The organism is Rhodanobacter sp. C03 (genome assembly GCF_002001175.1).
Lineage (GTDB): Bacteria > Pseudomonadota > Gammaproteobacteria > Xanthomonadales > Rhodanobacteraceae > Rhodanobacter.
This window is the reverse complement of sequence record NZ_MUNT01000007.1, coordinates 14,408-31,232: the sequence shown is the minus strand read 5'-3', so window position 1 is coordinate 31,232 and position 16,825 is coordinate 14,408. Positions and strand designations below refer to the sequence as shown.

Here is a 16,825-nt window from a genome sequence, read left to right as displayed (position 1 = left end):
ACATATCGGCCAGGTGCTGCTCGGCGCCGTCTGAGCACTGACCGGCCCCATCGTCGCCGAGCAGCAGCAATCGCTGGTGCGCGAGCAGACGGCATCAGCGGTGGGCCGACGCGACCATGGCGACGGCAGCCACCTTGTCCGCGCTTGCCAGTTGCACCGAGGCCGGCGTGGTTTTCAGCATGGCGCCCATGACCAGCGCGCAGATGCCGAAGCAGGCAACGAACAGTGCGCCCAGGATCTGTGATTCGAATTTCATGATGTGTCTCCGTGATTGGCAATCTGCCCTGTGCTGTCTGTAGAGCAAGCGCTGTGCCAACTCATTCGAAAGACTTATGTCGTTGAATTTTCGAAGAAGAAATCAGTGCGGAGCATGTCGCCTAGTTGTCCGCGGACAGCGGATCTGGCGAGACCGGACAACCGGACAGAAGATGCCGTGTGCGCCCTGAGATGCTTGCCTCAGCCGACGTCGATCTTTCCCAGCGGCGTGTTGCCCGTAGCAACATCCAATGCCTGCAACGAGACGGTCTTGCGGCCGTCGTCCAGCTGCTGACGACCCACTTCACGAAACCCCAGCCTGGCGTGGAATCGTTCGGACGCCGGATTCGGCGGCTCGATATCAAACTCGCAGGTGATCAACGGCACATCATCCCGCGACGCCAGTGCATACACGTCGCGATAGAGCCGGCTGCCGGCGCCCTGCGCCTGCGTGTCAGCGGCCACCACGATGCGATCCACATACAGAAAGCGCGCATGGCGTTGCGCAAACCACCGGTAGTTCGAACTGTCGTAGTCCGCCCCTTCGCGGAACGCGAGCAGGAACGCCTCGATCCGGCCGTCCTGTTCGATCACGCGATGCAGCGCCGCCTGCGCATGCAGATGCGCCAGACGCACGTCGTCGAGCGGACTGAGCACGCTCACGAAGGCCTCGTTGAGAGCGAGGATCGCGGGAAAATCAGCGGATGTAACGTCTCGAAGCATCAGGCGAGCTTTCTGGGATCAGGCGGCAAGGAAGTGTGTACGGGATTCGGAGAAAGTGCACGAAGATCCATTCCTTCTCTAGCTCGCTCGCAGTTATATGGCTCGCAGTTTGTCCAGCTCACTGGCTGCCTGCCCCACATCTTTGTGCAAACGCCTGTAGGTTCCGCGCAAAGCCGGCTTGAGATGTTTGAGTGTCTCGACCATCGGCAGTTCGAGAAGCGTTGCGAAAATCGCATGCATGTGCAGTATCTCCGGCTCGGACAGATAACCCTGCCACTGCGATCGCCAACCCATCGTCTGCCCGTCGGAGTGCTGGGCAAAATGAAACCGCGAGTTGGCGAGGAAAAGACCGAAACCGAGGAACACTGCCGTCAGGTCGGTGGCTGGCTCCCATACATCCCAGCCGCCAGGTGGTGGCTCGGGGAAGCGCGCCGTGCGGTAGTGGGCTAGCTCATGCGCGAACGTGGCAATCAATGACATCGGCTCGTTGACTTTGCACGGATGGTAGGTGATCAGTGCGCCATCCTCCGTGGCGCGAAAGGTTCCACCCGGCGAAGATGGCGCGCCCTGAACCAGTAACGTCGGAGCGACTAGTGGGTTGGGGTCGTCTTCCTGCGCTTGCAGCGTGCACGGCCAGTCCGCCATGCCGGCGTGTCCGCGCACCTGAGCAAAGATCGTCTCGGCAAACGCTTGTCCTTGCGCGCCCTGCCGTTCGAAAAATTGCGGCGTCGGCTGGATAAGGCGGTGATGCTTGAACGCATCAAAGCCCCCGGTATGCCTGAGCAGCCATGCGAAAACATCAAACTGCCACTCGGTAAGTTCGTCACCCAGCAAGGTCCCTTTGCGAAATAGTCCGAACATGCCCCCTCCGATCGCATGACGACAGGCAGCCAGCTTAAATCAAGCTGGACTGCCTCGGGCTTCAATGAAGCAAAAGCAGCGCGTAACTTTCCCCGTAGCCCGACGAATGATTAGAAGACCGGCGCAATTCCGGTCGGCTGGAAGTATTGCAGGGCGACTTCAAACCAGGTCGTCATTCCGAATCGTTACCGTCGAGGATACGTACATGAAAAAGATAGTCTGTGGCATGACTTTGCTTTCGTTGATGATTGCCGGCGCGGTGGCAGCCCAGGGCACTTCATCGTCGAGGGATGATCAGGCGATGATCGTGACCGCGTCGAATACGGCGAACAACAAGCTGATGATCTACAACACGGTGGGCACCCTGCTCGAACAGCTTCCCACCGGTGGCGCGGGAGGCGTCAGCGGCAACGCCGGCGGCATTGCCCAGGACCATGCACGACTCGCCGTGGTGAATTTCGGCTCGGGCAACGTGTCGATATTCGACAAGGACCCTGCTCACACCGGCCTGCGCTACGAGAAGCTTGTACCAGCCCTCACCAATCCCGTCAGCGTCGCTTTCGGCAACGACCACCTGTACATCCTGACCGCGTCGTATATCGAATCGCACCGGATCGATCGCCACGGCGTGGAATCGGCCGCCGATGGTGAGGCGAAACTGGTCATCGGTGATGGCTCCGCCGCCCAGTTGGGAACGCTGCAGGGTCAGCTGGTCATCAGCGAAAAAAGCAACGCGATTGAAACGGTCAACCTGGATGGACAGGGTGCGGTCATCGGTTCGACCGGGCTGGTTGCCAACATCCCCGCCAACGTCAATGCGCCGTTCGGCCTGGCCACCCGCGGCAATGATGCCTATGTGACGATTGCCCACGCCAACGAGATCAGCCTGGTTCGAAACAACGCCGTGCTGACCATCACAGGCTCGGGCACCCAATCCGCGCCATGCTGGGTCACACTGGACGGCCCCTTCCTGTTCTCCTCGAATTCGCCGAGCAAGTCGGTGTCACGCTATGTCGTCTACGGCGAAAAAATCATCCAGGACGCAGCGGTGGTTGCAAGCTTCAATGGCGACCCGACCGACATCACTTACCGCAGCGACCTTGCTGCCGTTGTCGACGCCAACGGCAGCGTCTCGCATGTCTCCATTTTCAACGTCGACGAGGACGGCAACTTTACCTTGAAGGGACTGGCGACCATCAACAGCGCCACCACGAATGGTATCGCCATCATGCGCGCGGATCACGATAGCTATTAGGCATACAGCATGAAAAGCAGGGGGCGGACTGGTTGCCGTCCCCTTTGCCAGGTTTTCGCGTGAACGCCTGTCGTCCAGGCTTGAGCGAGCCAGCGTAGGCCGCCACTGCAACCATATCCCCGAGCGTGAGGTACGCGACTTCCTGCTGCATCGGCAGAGTCACATCACCATGCCGATGTCCCTGCTCTTCTCCCACGGGCAGCTTGTCAGGCGAGCGGATCGATCCGAAGCACATAGTGTTCCTCGCCATAAAACGTGCCGTCGACCCGCAGTGCATCCGGCTCCACGCCATAGCTTGCAAAACCGATCGACTGATACAGCGCCTTCGCCCCCGTATTCGTAGCGTTGACGCCCAACTTGATCTGACGAACGCCAGCAATAGATTGGACATGAGCCACGGTGACCTTCAGCAGCGTACGGCCGAATCCGCGACGGCGAAATGTTGGGGCTACGTACATGCCGGCCAGTTCAACCGCATGACACAGCTTCTCTCGTTGCGGATGGATGACGACCACAAACCCAGCCAGCTCATCCCGTTCGAAGATGCCCAAGACACAGATGGATCCATCGGCAGCCGGAGTGATCCGTGCCGCCACTTCATCCATGGATCGGCCAGCCTCGTCGCCATAACTTGCACTGAAAGCCGTCGGAGTTTCCTGCAGCGCCAGCAGCCGGAGCCTTTGGTAGGCCCGTGCGTCGGATGGATCGAGTAGCCTGACTTTCATGGGATCAACGTCTGGTTAGCTTCTTGCTCTAAGGGTACTCACTCGATTCGTCGCTATGACCTGCTGCTAAAGCTGATGACGTAGATCAGGTACAAGGCCGTCGCCGCCAGCGGCAACGCATACCACCAGTACGATGCGGCGCTTGCACCATGTTTGTACAGATACAGGACGATGCCCGCACTCAAGACGCACAAGGCGGGAAGCACGTACATCGAAAGATTCAGAATGGCCAGCTGAAGCCTGCCGAGGCTAGCTGTGTTGCCCATCCCGGCGGCGGAAAAAACGACGACCATGAAGAGGAAATAAGCCAGCATCAACTGGGCGATCGTGCCGAAGATGAGCCATCCGGATGACATGGGTGTTTCCTTCCGCGGTGATAAAGGGGACTCCTCCAGCTATTTTCCATTTTCGCCCGCATGCATGCTTAAGCCGGATACTCCAGCAATACCACACGGATCCTGCGGCCCTCAACTTCCCGGCAGCTTTTCGATAGCGTCCTCCCACCCGGTTACCTTTCATCTTGCCTGTTTCCCTGTTTTGGTCAGAAAAACGGCAATGGCGCCGCATGATTGCGGCGCCATTGCTTTTCAGAACGAACGATATGACCCGATGGAACGGTTCAGTTCCCAGTCGTGCCCTGTGGCACTGCTTTCTTGAATCGAACCTGCATCCTTGATGCGGAAATCTCGCTGCTGCCATTGCCCTCAAGGTTGGCGGTAGAAATGGCGTTCATCGTATCGACTGCATTTTCGTTTCCGCCACCATCTTCAACAGAGCCGCCACTGGGACCAAAAGTGTAGAAACCGCTGAAACCACTGCTTCCCCCGAAGTTCACTGTCACGTAACCATATTTGTTGGCCGTAATGGACGATACATTCAGCGGTGGGGAGAATCCTCCGATCTGCCCGAAGGACAAAGCGGCTTTTGAAACCTCGACAGCGGACGAACCGAGGTTGGTTCCGATGAAGAGGTAGCCGTTATTGGCGGCCATATAGGTCGTTGCATTGGCTCCGCCAGTAAGCGGAAGGGCGATCGTATTGGTCAGCGTTACGGTCGTTGTGTCATATGAAGATGTCACGACGTCGGTCTTCTGGTAGACATAGAGCGTCACCCCTGTCCCGCCGCCCGCCGCATCATCCACCACATAGATGTTGCGTGTGACCGTCGTGTTGTTGAAGACCTCGTTGCCTTCGATGATGGCGCCGGCGTGGCCAAAGCGCCCCAGGTTTCCAGAGCCATAGCAGCCTTCGCTCTGACTCGTGCTACCGCAGACCAACCAGTTTATGGATGTCGAATTGCCAAAGGAGTACGTGGTGTAAAGGTTTTTATCGGGCGGCGCCGGCGGCAACACCGGGAGGGGAAGGATTCCAATGCCATGAGGAGGTGCCGTCTGGGTAGCCGATGTAGTCGGAGTCTGCGCACTTGCTGGAAATGCCATGACGACCGCCAGCAGTAGGCTGGTGACTGCTGACATGCACTGCATGTGGATCTTGGACATGTGGTTCCTTTCCCTGGCTGGTTGGCTTGCGAGTTGACTTGGCTAAGTGCAAGGTCGCTTTATAGCAGAGGAAAGTGCAGTCTGATGCTGCAGTTTCTGCTTCAAGACCGTTCGACGGAGGCCCCTGCCGGATGTGCCAGCGCGAAATCGATCGCTGCACAAACCGCTGCCACCTGCGCGGCGTTGCATTGTTCGGGCGTGGCGCGTGGGCTGTCGGGATAGACCTCGGTGGTGGTCTTGTACGGCGCGCTGGTGATGCCGGCACAGAGACCGAGCTTTGCGAGCGGGTACTCGATGACGCCCGGCGCAACCACCAGCGACCCGATGATCTCGCCGTGGCGATCGGCCGGAGCGATGTGGGTGACTTTCGCCACCGCCGCGATCACCGCTTGCTGGAACGCCGGTTGCGGATGCGCGCTGTCATCGACCAGATAGAAGCCGTCGGGGATTTCACCCGCTTTGTAATCGACGCCATCTCGGGCGGCCAGCGCGGGGCGAAATTCGGACTCATCAGTGTCGGTGGTTTCATGCAGATCGATATGCATCAGCACACGATCGCGGAACGGTGCGACCAGCTGCATGAGCGCCGCCGATTCCTGCGCTGGGCTGTTCTCGCGGAACGAGCGGTTCGGGTCGAGCGCATCCGCGTTCCAGCGATGAATCCGCTCGTAGGCCCATGGGCTGACGCATGGCGCGACGATCAGGTTGGCCCGCCCCGCATAGTCCGCCGCATGCTGGTCGACGAATTGCAGCGCGCCGTGCACGCCGCTGGTTTCATAGCCATGCACGCCGCCGGTCACCAACATGATGGGAAGTTCATCGCGCCAGTCGCGGCTCTTGATCGCGAACAGCGGGTAGCGGTCAGGCGCGTAATCCAGCTGGCCGTACTCCGACACGTCGAAGCGTGCGCGCAGTGTCTCGATCACGCGCAACACGTCCGCTGCGTAACTGCGCTGGATGCTCTGCCGCGATCGCCACGTCGCCACTTCCGCTTCGCCCCAGGGGCGTCCGGGCGTACCGATGGGATAGGAATCTTGGGTCATCATCGCGGCGCTCGCTTCGCTGTGGCATCAGGAGAAGCGAAACACTTTAGCACCGTACTGAAACGGCGACGGCCGCGATGCGTCGACCTCCCGGTCACTCGCCCGGCTTCGCTGGCATCAGACCCGCCTGTTCGACCACGTGGCCAGGCGATTCCAGAATCTCCGTCAGCGGCTTGCCCTGGATCGTGCCGAGCGAAATGTGCAGGAGCTGTGCGATCGTCGGCGCGATGTCGATATTGAGGAAGGCCGGGATTTCACCCTTGGGCCGTATGCCGAAACCCGCCGCAATGAAAATGCCCTGCATGAGCGGGTCCGAGTTGGGGTAGCCGTGATCGCCGACTTCCTTGGTCGGTGTCACATAGTCTCCCATGTCGCCTTCACGGAAGGCGTAGCCATCGGCTGCGTAGAGCAGCAGATCGGGCGCCTGATCACTCTGTGCCGGCGTCGGCCAGCCTACCTTCGCCGCCTCGGCGGGAGTCAGTACCGAGCGGATGCCGGGCTTGCCCGCGAAGAGCGATTTCAACTCCTTGGTCGAGGCTTCCGTGGCGTGCTGCTGGAAGACCAGGGCGTAACCTCCGTCAACGATGCTGAAGCTGGGGTGGGTCGCCGAGGCTGCCTTCAGGCCGGCTTGCTTGAGCAGGACGTTGGGGTGCAATAGCTGGTGAACGCTCTGCTGACCGTGATCGGAGACGATGATGAAGGTCGTGCGGTCGAGCTCGCCGACGGCGCGCACCGCGTCGATAACTTCCTTTACGCGGTCATCGAGGAAGGCGATGGTATTGCGCCCCGAGTCGTTGCCGAAGCCCGTATCGTGCTCGATGCTGTCGAGCGACAACAGATGCAGCAACAGCAGGTCGGGGTGATGCTGCTGGATGATGTCGATCGCCGCGCGGGTATACATGCGGTCGCGCCACGCCTGGGATGGCTTGCCGAAATGCACGAGCTGGTCATGGGTGACGACGCCTTGCTGCACGAGATCCTGCTCGATGGCGCCGTCGGGATCCGGACGTTCGGCGAATTGCCAATCGATGCTCGGTGTGTCTTCGATGGCGACCCAGTCCACCTGCGCCGTGGTGAGTCCCGCCTGGTGCGCGGCATCGTAGACGGTAGGGACGGCAACCAGCCGCGACTTCGGCACCCACATCTCGATCCTGGGTGGCGTAGCGGCGCGCTGATCGACGATGAGCCCGTTGACCAGCACATGATGCAGACTCGCATCGACGCCGGTGACCATGGCGGTGTGGTTGGGCCAGGTGATGGTGGGGTTGATCGGCTGCATGGAAGCCGCATAGGCACCGCGCTGCATCAACGCCTGCAGCGTTGGCGCCGGCAGCTCGGGCTCATGCAGGCTGGCCGCAGCGAAGGCGTCGAGACTGATCACAATGACCTTCGGACCCTGCGTGGCCTGTGTCGCATGTGCGCACAATGGAAGCGCGATGCTGCCAACAAGGAGCATCGCCGTAGCCACTACGTTTCGAAGCAGACTGGAGGTTGGATACATCATGCGATCCCGTCGATGGAGAAAAGCTGCCTGTCAAAACACTGCATTACTCGATCAGTTTGCACTCACTGAACGTCCGCTCATTGGCGATAGTCTGAATAACTCGTCATCCCAGCGGTTTTCAACAACCGCTGGGATGACGGGCAAAGATTTCAAGCCATCCTTAGCGGGCATTTTTCAACCAGCCGATAACCCGTCGTATCCATGCGCCTGCCTGATCCGGGTTCCATTCAAAAGTCGCCACGCTCTGTGGTGGCAACGTATATTGGAAGCCGGTTCGGTCCTGTGCCACGGAAACGCGGCGTGCACTCGTATTGCTGTTGACCATTACCAGCACGATCGATCCGTCAGCAGCATTCCGGAATGCCACATTGTCGATGCCCTTGTCGGTCTCACTGGATCCCACCCGGACGGCGCCGGGCAAGACAAATCGACTGAAGTGGGCGAACGCGTAGTATTCATCGTTGCGGCTCACCTCACCCGTATGTGAGTCAATCATGACCACGCCTTTGCAGGCGTCACACCCACCGAAATGCGGACCATGTTGCTCGTCGAGTGCCAGGTTCCAGTACACCACACCGCGCGCCCACTGCCTGAGCCCGGCGAGCAGCAGGTCGCGCGAAAACCAGAGCAATTCACCGTTCTTGCTGGACTCCCAGTCGCCACCGGAACACTCGGTGATATAGGCGTCCTTCTTGGGATACGCACGATGCACCTTGCCCTGCGCGTACGGGCTGCCGCTGTAGCAGTGCCAGGCAACGCCGTCGATATAACGCGCCGCGGCAGGGTCGGCCAGCACGCTCAAGGGTTGCTCCGGCTCGTCCCAGTTGTGGTCCCACTCAAGAATGCGCGTTGTTGGCCTGCGGCTTGCCAACGCCGGACCGAGATACTGCGCGACGATGCGTGCCCGGGTGGCCGCAGGCAATTCCATGCCCGGGTAGGTCACCGGTACGAAGCCCGGCTCATTCTGCAAGGTCAAGGCGAAAATGGGGATGCCGTAGCCGCGGTAGGTGTCGAGATACTTGACGAGATAGTCCGCGAATGTGCTCTCGTACTGCGGCAGCAAGGCTCCGCCAATCAGGTTTTCGCTGTCCTTCATCCACGCCGGTGCGCTCCATGACGACGCGATGATGCGCAACTGGGGATTGACGGACAGGATCTCGCGTACGGTCGGTATCACCTCAAGCAAATTGGCGGCGACATTGAAATGCTGCAAGGGTGGATCGACCTGGCCGAAGGGAAGATCATCCAGGGTGTACTGCTGCAGCGAAAAATCCGAGGCGCCGATGGTCAGGCGCATCATGTTGAAATTGAGGTTTGGCGGTGGGCCAAACATTTCCAGCAACAGCGCACTGCGCTGCTGCCCGCTCATCTTGTCCTGAAGCAACCATGCCGACGAATCCGTCAGCGCGGCCCCGAAGCCGACGATGGATTGATATTTCTTGTTGATATCGATGACCACATCGGCGGCTGCCGACTCGCGTGGGCTCATCTCGATATCGGGCTGCTGCGCCAGACGCAGTCGGCGATCAGCCGTGCTCAACCACAGCTGGACGGTGGGCATGATCGGACGGGGTGGGGTAACTCTGTGCCCTGCCGTGGGATGCTGGCGGCGCGATACATGTAGAGAGGTCAGTGCGAGCAGGGTAATCAAGGCGATGGATGAGATGGCCATCCAGATGGAAACGCCTTTGCGCTCATCCATGGTGCACACAACGCATATCGCCTATACCGCAGTTCATCGCGATGACCCCATGCTCACGGAACGCCCAGGCTTGCGCATGGCAAGTCGGCGCGTCCAGCCTGCGTACCGGCGATGATTTTCACGTCGGCAAAAGCGGCGGAAAACGGCGCCGATGCCAGCACGCCGAACGGCACATCGATATGCGAGAAGTCGACACCGTTCCTGGCGAAACACGCCAGCGGAATCGATACGCTGTGGCGAACGCCGTTCGCATAGCCGGCGAAGGTGTGCGTCAGGTCGACACTGGTCGTGCAATGGTCGCCACAGCCCATGTACACCTTCACCGGCCCTGTGGCGGGCGTGGCGATCACCACATCGAACTGCAACGCCGCATGGGTGGCTACCAGTGGCATCAGGTTGCCAGGTTGCGGACTCTGCGCAAAGAATCGGCCGGCGCCGAGCCACGCAACGGACTTGGCGTCCTGCTGGGTGTTGACTTGCACCGTGCGCAAACGCAGCACCGGATGGCTTGCCGGCCACTCGATGACGGCATTCAGATCGGCACCGATGTCATGCGCCGGCTGCTGCGGGTTCGCATCGGCCAGATAGAGCGAAAACGGCGGCACGGCCAGCGTGTGGAACACCGACAGCATCGACGCTTCGGCGCAAGAGTTGACGGCGGAATCGGTGGGCAGCGCACCTATTGCATGCTTGCTGGGATAGCGCAGGCCGTAGCCGGGCGTGAACAGCCAGCGTGTCGGCTTGGCACTGCCATCGCTCGCGTCGGGACAAGGGACGCCAGGCCACGGCATGGCGAGTGTCCCGCTGAAATTGTAGTGACCCGCGCCGGAGCGGCCTGCAAACAACACGTCTGCCACGCCAGCGCCTTCGGTGCCGGGCAGCCATGCAGTCACGAACGCGTCGGAGAGATTGAGCAGGTTGTTGACGTAGAGCGGACGTCCCGCCACGAACACGGCAACCACGGGCTTGTGACTCCTGGCCACCGTCTGCAAGACGGCCAGATCCTCCGGATAGCGATCGCTATGCCGCAGGGTGGCCGACGGCATGATGTCGCCCATGGTCTCCGCGTACGGCGTCTCGCCAATCACCGCCACGATGGCATCGAAGGACTTCAGATCCACGCCCTGCGCCGTTTCGCTGTAAGTGACATTCGCCGCACCATCGGCATGGCGCAGCCCAGCCAGGATCGTGTCGCCATTGGGAAAGTCGGCATTGCTGTTGCCGGTACCCTGCCAGGTCGACGACCAGCCACCGGACTGGTTGGGCAGGCTGTCGGCACTCTTGCCCACCACCAGAATCTTCGACCCTGGCTTCAACGGCAGCACGTCGTGATTGTTCTTCAACAGGACCAGCGACTCGCGAACGGCGCGCCGCGCCAGCTCGCGACTCTGCAACAACCCGGCGTCGCCAGCACCTGCCCGTTGCGAAGGCCGCGTGCCGAACAGACCCATGCGCAACTTGGCACGAACGATCCGGCTGACCGCATCATCGATACGCGCCATCGGGATCTGGCCAGCCTCGACCTGGCGGGTGGTATTCGCGATGAAGGCCTTCCAGTCATCGGGCACCATCACCATGTCGATGCCCGCATTGATCGCTTGCGGGCAGCTGGCATTGGTACATCCCGGCAACTGGCCGATGGCGTTCCAGTCGGAAACGACAAAGCCGTCGAAGCCCATCTTGTCCTTCAGCGCACCCGTCAACAAAGCGTGCGCGCCCGACATCTTTCCGTAGTTGATGCCGGCGGCGACATCATCCCAGCTGTTGTAGGACGCCATCACGCTCTGCACCCCGGCCTCAAGCGCGCCGAAGTATCCCGAGCCGTGCACGTTGATCATGTCGTTCTGGCTGACCTTGGCATCGCCCTGGTCTTTTCCGTTCTGGGTCGCGCCGTCGCCGATGAAATGCTTGGCTGTCGCCATCACGTTGTGGTCGCCAAAGCCGCCTTGCAGTCCGGCCACGTACGCACGCGCATACGCGCGCACCAGCGGACCGTCGGTGGAAAAACTTTCGTAGCTGCGGCCCCAACGGGCATTCTGTGCCACGGCGAGGGTCGGCGCGAACGCCCATTCGACGCCGGTGGCGCGTACTGCCTTGGCGGTGGCCGCGCCGATCTCCTTCATCAAGGCCGGGTCGTGCGCCGCACCCAGGCCGATGTTATGCGGGAACAGCGTGGCCCCGAAGACGTTGTTGTCCCCATGCACGGCGTCGATGCCCCAGATGATCGGCAGCTTGATCGCCGCGTCGGTCGCCATCGACGCATCGTAGTAACGGTCGGACAGCGTCAGCCAATCCGCGATCCCGGCGTGCTTGTTTCCACCCGGCCAGGAGCCGCCGCCATTGAGTACCGAACCTATATAAAATTTCGTCACCTCGGCCGGCGTGATCGACTTGATCTCGGCCTGCGTCATCTGACCGATTTTCTGGGCGAGGTTCATGCTCGCCACGATTTTCCGCATGCGCGATTCCAGCGCGGGATCGGCGGGAAGGCGGCTCTCGATCGCCGGCCAGTCCGTATAGTGGGTCGGCGCCGGTAAGTGATCGCCGGCAGAGGTCGCCATCGAAGATCGGCCGTCTTTCGCCGCTGCCGCATCAGCGGCCAGTGCAGCGCCCACGCAGTTGACTGTCGCCAGCACTGCGCATACCAACCACAAGCATCGGGTACGGACCATCGGAAGCCTCGATTGTTTGGAGCATGTGCCTGACATTATTGCAGGCACGGGGTTTCCGCCGAGGCATGCGGACTGCGCGGACTGCCACTGCCATGACGCCCATCCTACTGCGGCACAAGCCTGCCGGCAGGTGACGCAGCACGCACAAGATCACCCTGGCGAAAAAAAGGCGCCGCAGTGCGGCGCCTTGTGGGTTACAACTTGTAGTTGAAGCCCAGCAACACGGTGCGCCCCCAGGTGTCGTATTCCAGCGGACGGGTCAGCGGCACGTTGTTGGGCAGCGTGGCGACCTGCACCGTCGAATCCGCCGAGTTGCCCAGGTTGTTGACCTGCAACAGGATCGACAACCCGTCCAGGCGGCCGCTGGAGAACGCATAGCCCAACTGCAGATCGGTCTCGCGGTTGGCCAGGATCGTGGTGTAACCGAGCTGATCGAACAAGGCCACCGCCTCGCCGGTAAACGACGAACGATAGCGTTCGGCCACGCGCACGGAGAACCCGTAGCGTTCGTAGAACAAGGTCAGATTCGCCACTTGTCGCGACAGGCCGGGTAACGTGTGCGGGCCACCGGGAATCGCCGAAATGGAGCTGGTCGGGATGGAGCTGTTGGTCAGCGAATAGTTGGCCTGCACGCCAAAGCCTTCCAGCGCATGCGCAACCAATCCGCCTTCCAGCGAACCGGACAGCTCCAGGCCGTCCATCTTGCCGCCGGTGCCGTTTTCCGGCGTGCTGAACGAACCGATGTTGCTGGTGGGCGTCAGCGTCGGCGTGGTGTTGATGTAATTCGAAAAGTTATAGTCGAGGACGGTCTGGGTGTAGATGTAGTTCAGCAGGTTCTTGTGGAACACCGCCGCCGCCACGTAACTCGCCTGCCCGAAATACTTTTCCCACGACAGGTCGGCGCCGACCGCGACGTATGGCCGCAACAGGGGATTGCCGCCGCTACCGGACCACAGCACCTGCCCCGCGGCGGGACCATCGGTGACTTTCGCCACGTAGGCGGAACTGGAAATCTTCTCGTCATCGATGCGACCGCGCGCCATGGTTTTCGCCAGGCCAAATCGCAGGTATTGGCCGTCGCCGAGCGTGGCTGCCAGGTTCAAACTCGGCAGCACGTTGTTGTACGACGCACCGCCGGCAATCTGGCCGACGACGGTATTGCCATCGGTCTGCAACGCATTGGACGATTGATCGGTATGCACGAACTGCACGCCCATATTGCCGCGCAACGGGATGCCGGCCACCGTCGTGTCGATGTCGAACTTGGCGTAGGCGAGCGGAACCTTTTCCTCGACCGTGTAGTTGCGACTCCAGTCGCCCTGCCCGTTTTCCTCGGTCAGGTAGAACTGGTTGTACATCGCGCCCAGCACGTTGTAATTGAGAATGCCCGGGATCCCGCCATAGCCAAGCGATGTCGGGCTGTACAGAAACGCCGGATTGATCGGCGTGCTGTAGTGGTTCTGGTATGTCGTATCCGTGGAGCCGTTGCCGTTCAGCCAGGCGAAGTTGACATCGGCCTGCTTGGTCTTGGTGCGATCCGAATAGGCCACGCCGAGATCCATGCTGCTGAAAATCCACCCCAGCGGGTGGCTCACCTGCAGACGCACGGCGTGGATCTTGTCGATCTGACGGTCGAACTCTTCACGACCGTTGTAGCCGTAGTTGTCCGGATCGGTAAAGACCACGGACGCGGGGTTGCTCAGGTCGACCGCCGGCGAGAAATCCGGATAGCCATAGCCGGCCGGGGTGTTGAAGCCGACGCTGGTGAAGGCGCCATCGGGCAAGCCGCTGAACAAATAGGCGTCGTGCAACTTCACCGTGGCACTGGAGGACGACAGATCGGCCATGGCCGTCCAGTCGTCGATATAGAGCTTGTTGTTCCAGCCGATCGAATACAGCTTGTCATGTTCCTTGGTGTATTCGTTCTGCAGGATCGGCGCGATGCCGTTCACCGTGCCCGAGGTGACTATCGGCAACGGCTGGCCGGGTGATGTCGCCACGTTGTCGTAGGAGACGTTGTCGTAGGGGCTGCTGGACCACTGCGCGCCGTTGGTGAATTTCTTCTTGTTGAACGTGGAGTAGTACATGTCCAGCTTGGAGTAGTAATACTCGTTCGGCGCCCATTCGAGCACGGTCATCACGCCGTTGCGCTTCTGGTCCTGCGACTGCGCGCGCAACTGCATGCCTTCCTGCGAAATCACGTTGTCGGGCATGCCCGGTGTGTGCGGGCCGCCCCAATTCTGGTCGATGCCGGCCGAGCCGTTGTCGGCGCTCCACCACCAGGCCTGGTACTGCTTCTCCTGGATCGGCTGATCGACCTGGGCGAGGCCAATGGCGAGGCCCAGCGTGTGGTTGAAGAACTGATCGACATACGAAAAGCTCGCCCGGTGTCCGTTGACGCCGGTGCCGGTGCCGGGATTGAGGTTGCCGTCGCTGTTGTGCTCGCCGCGCAGATTGAACACCAGGGTGCGCTTGGACAGATCCAGCGGATTGATCGTGTGCAGATCCACCGTGCCGGACAAGCCCTGGCCCACCAGGCTGGCGTCCGGCGTCTTGTACACCGTCCCGCTATTGATCAACTCGGCCGGGTATTGATCGTATTCGACGCCACGGTTCTCACCGACGGTCGCCTGCTCGCGCCCATCGAGCGTGGTGCCGGCAAAGTCGGGCGACAGGCCACGAATCGAGATCTGGTCGGCCTGGCCGTCGACGCGCTGCGTCGCCAGACCCGGCAAGCGCGCCAGGGTATCGGCGATGCTGACATCCGGCAGCTTGCCGATGTCCTCGGCCGAGAAGGCTTCCACGATGTCGTTGGAGTCCTCCTTCACCTTCATCGCGCTCTGGATACTGCTGCTGATGCCGGTTACCACGACGGTGCTCAGGTCCGTTGCGGCAGGTTTGGGCTTCTTGCTGGCTGCAGCCGGCGTCTTCGCGCCTGGCTTGGCAGGTATCGGTTTGGCCGGCGCCGTTTCGGTCGTCGTGGGGTTCGCCTGAGCCGGGTCCGACGTCTCCTGCGCCGAAACCGCGCTGGTGGTCATGACGAAGAACAAGGCGGCCGTGCACGCAACGGCCAAAGGACGCAAATGCTGCGGAGTGGAACGCGTGACAGACGCCAACGACGGACAACGATGCTTCATTGCTATCTCCCTTGAGGATCCATTGCGGCTTCGTCTTGCAGCGGCCAAGCTCCATGGTTAAGCAATGTAAAGCACATACCTGCGCCGTGTCATTACGACGCTCACGGATATCTTGCGGATCAAGATGCCGCGTGCGCACCTGCTTTCGGTTGTGCATGTGCGGCTGACTGGCCGCGCCGGCGGCACTCAAGGCCGCCAGCTGCGACATGCGCGCCGGGGGTCACTTCCTGACGCAGCGCAGCCATACGAGGGCGTCTGGACGCGTTGTTTTGCCGCTCGATCAACCCATTCCCGAAAGTATGGATTCCGACCGCAATGACCGCGCGCTGGGGTCGTGGGCGGTTGGAGCATGGCCCGAGCCACGCTGTCGTTGCCGATGTGCGACACCTACCCAGGCTCCCGGCCAGTCTGGCAAGCATCTTGCAAAAACTTTCAGTGAATGCGCCGAACAAACCGTGATGCTGGCGCTGACCGTTGACGAAGGCCGCAGGGCAAGAGCAAGAGAGCGATGCGCAAGGCAACCTACCGACGTATACAAGGCAAGCGCTACACCTATCAGATCAAGTACGACCATGCCGGCTACGAGGTGAGCAGGAGCGGCGAGATCAAGAAAATCGGCCTCGTACCCAAGCCGCTGAACGTATCCTCGTTGAGCCGCGACGAAGCGATGGATCGAGGCCTGTTCTCCGCCGAACTCGACATCGAGAGCCTGATCGGCATGGACGAATAGGTGCAGCGCTGCTGACCACGACCGGCGCTCCGCGAGGGCGCCGGCTTCGCCTGGCCGCGTCTACCTCACGGCTTGGCGGCGGTCTTGCTCGGCAGCGGCTCCAGGTTGAAATCGATCGTGCTGACCTTGCGGTCCAGGCCCTCGATCACTTCGCCGGTGAGGTCGTTGGTCATGTTGCCGCTCAGCACTGCGTCACGGTTCAGCAGCAGCCCGCAGTGATGGCTCTTGTAGGCGTCGGCGGCGATCGGCTGTGCATCCTGGCCGATGGTCTGCATGGCCTTGGCACGGGTCAGCTTGATACGCTCATCGAGCTCGTCCGCCTGCTCCTGCAGAGCCTGCGACCGCATCTGCAGGGCTTCACCCTGCTGATTGCGCTGCGTTTCGCTCAACGACGCGGCCTTCTGCCGGAAACTCTGCACCTCTGCCTGCAGCGGCTTGCCCTGGGCGTCCAGCTGCGACCTGGCCTGGGCCGCCAACTGGCTCAGCCGCTGGCTCGCCGCCTGCCCGATCTTGGCCTGTGCAAAAACCGCCTCACGCGAAAGCATGCACACGCCCGGCACGGCAGTGCCAACGAGAGGATCGACAGCCTGCGCGGAATACACCGGAGCAGTGGAGAGACCGGCTGCGACAATCAGCGCGGCGGTGAAACATGAGCGATGCATATTCATATCGGGTATCCGGGTTCCTGAAACAGGTGAGGATAAGCGAACGCGCCCAGGC

Annotated in this window: 14 protein-coding genes; 2 read left to right on the top strand and 12 right to left on the bottom strand. The window is 61.1% G+C overall.

Annotation, left to right across the window (positions count from 1 at the left end):
* Nucleotides 1–94 precede the first annotated feature (94 nt).
* From B0E48_RS17800 to B0E48_RS12365, 3 genes are all read right to left on the bottom strand, one after another.
* Nucleotides 95–256 (bottom strand): hypothetical protein, encoded by a 162-nt coding sequence (locus tag B0E48_RS17800; protein WP_168170353.1) that lies wholly within the window; start codon nucleotides 254–256, stop codon nucleotides 95–97.
* Between the two features lie 200 nt (nucleotides 257–456).
* A complete protein-coding gene (locus tag B0E48_RS12370; RefSeq protein ID WP_077518462.1) occupies nucleotides 457–978 on the bottom strand; it encodes a GNAT family N-acetyltransferase in 522 nt (173 codons plus the stop codon).
* A gap of 93 nt (nucleotides 979–1,071) precedes the next feature.
* The gene (locus B0E48_RS12365; RefSeq protein WP_077518461.1) at nucleotides 1,072–1,839 is read right to left on the bottom strand and encodes a hypothetical protein; all 768 of its coding nucleotides are present in this window, start codon (nucleotides 1,837–1,839) and stop codon (nucleotides 1,072–1,074) included.
* A gap of 64 nt (nucleotides 1,840–1,903) precedes the next feature.
* Here B0E48_RS12365 and B0E48_RS12360 point away from each other — a divergent pair, with 64 nt between their 5' ends.
* Nucleotides 1,904–3,094, top strand: a complete 1,191-nt coding sequence (locus B0E48_RS12360; protein WP_139350278.1) for a hypothetical protein — start codon at nucleotides 1,904–1,906, stop codon at nucleotides 3,092–3,094.
* Between the two features lie 206 nt (nucleotides 3,095–3,300).
* Here the strand turns inward: B0E48_RS12360 and B0E48_RS12355 are convergent, their stop codons facing one another.
* From B0E48_RS12355 to B0E48_RS12320, 8 genes are all read right to left on the bottom strand, one after another.
* Nucleotides 3,301–3,819, bottom strand: coding sequence for a GNAT family N-acetyltransferase (locus B0E48_RS12355; protein WP_077518459.1), 519 nt, complete (start codon nucleotides 3,817–3,819; stop codon nucleotides 3,301–3,303).
* A gap of 53 nt (nucleotides 3,820–3,872) precedes the next feature.
* Nucleotides 3,873–4,175, bottom strand: coding sequence for a hypothetical protein (locus B0E48_RS12350; RefSeq protein ID WP_077518458.1), 303 nt, complete (start codon nucleotides 4,173–4,175; stop codon nucleotides 3,873–3,875).
* A gap of 263 nt (nucleotides 4,176–4,438) precedes the next feature.
* Nucleotides 4,439–5,317, bottom strand: coding sequence for a hypothetical protein (locus tag B0E48_RS12345; RefSeq protein WP_077518457.1), 879 nt, complete (start codon nucleotides 5,315–5,317; stop codon nucleotides 4,439–4,441).
* 101 nt (nucleotides 5,318–5,418) lie between these two features.
* The gene (locus B0E48_RS12340) at nucleotides 5,419–6,363 is read right to left on the bottom strand and encodes a M14 family metallocarboxypeptidase (RefSeq protein WP_077518456.1); all 945 of its coding nucleotides are present in this window, start codon (nucleotides 6,361–6,363) and stop codon (nucleotides 5,419–5,421) included.
* 91 nt (nucleotides 6,364–6,454) lie between these two features.
* Complete coding sequence (locus B0E48_RS12335) at nucleotides 6,455–7,741, bottom strand: alkaline phosphatase family protein (protein ID WP_217318021.1); 1,287 nt, start codon at nucleotides 7,739–7,741, stop codon at nucleotides 6,455–6,457.
* A gap of 283 nt (nucleotides 7,742–8,024) precedes the next feature.
* The gene (locus B0E48_RS12330) at nucleotides 8,025–9,566 is read right to left on the bottom strand and encodes a glycoside hydrolase family 30 beta sandwich domain-containing protein (RefSeq protein ID WP_077518455.1); all 1,542 of its coding nucleotides are present in this window, start codon (nucleotides 9,564–9,566) and stop codon (nucleotides 8,025–8,027) included.
* Between the two features lie 53 nt (nucleotides 9,567–9,619).
* Complete coding sequence (locus tag B0E48_RS12325) at nucleotides 9,620–12,127, bottom strand: glycoside hydrolase family 3 N-terminal domain-containing protein (protein WP_139350276.1); 2,508 nt, start codon at nucleotides 12,125–12,127, stop codon at nucleotides 9,620–9,622.
* A 305-nt stretch (nucleotides 12,128–12,432) separates the two neighbouring features.
* A complete protein-coding gene (locus B0E48_RS12320) occupies nucleotides 12,433–15,375 on the bottom strand; it encodes a TonB-dependent receptor (protein WP_077518453.1) in 2,943 nt (980 codons plus the stop codon).
* Nucleotides 15,376–15,883: 508 nt separating this feature from the next.
* Between B0E48_RS12320 and B0E48_RS12315 the strand changes: the two genes are divergently transcribed.
* Nucleotides 15,884–16,105 carry a hypothetical protein gene (locus B0E48_RS12315; RefSeq protein ID WP_077518452.1) on the top strand — a complete coding sequence of 74 codons (222 nt, stop codon included), beginning with the start codon at nucleotides 15,884–15,886 and terminating at the stop codon, nucleotides 16,103–16,105.
* A 65-nt stretch (nucleotides 16,106–16,170) separates the two neighbouring features.
* Here the strand turns inward: B0E48_RS12315 and B0E48_RS12310 are convergent, their stop codons facing one another.
* Nucleotides 16,171–16,773: an OmpH family outer membrane protein gene (locus B0E48_RS12310; RefSeq protein WP_077518451.1), complete on the bottom strand. Its 603-nt coding sequence runs from the start codon at nucleotides 16,771–16,773 to the stop codon at nucleotides 16,171–16,173.
* Between the last annotated feature and the right edge of the window lie 52 nt (nucleotides 16,774–16,825).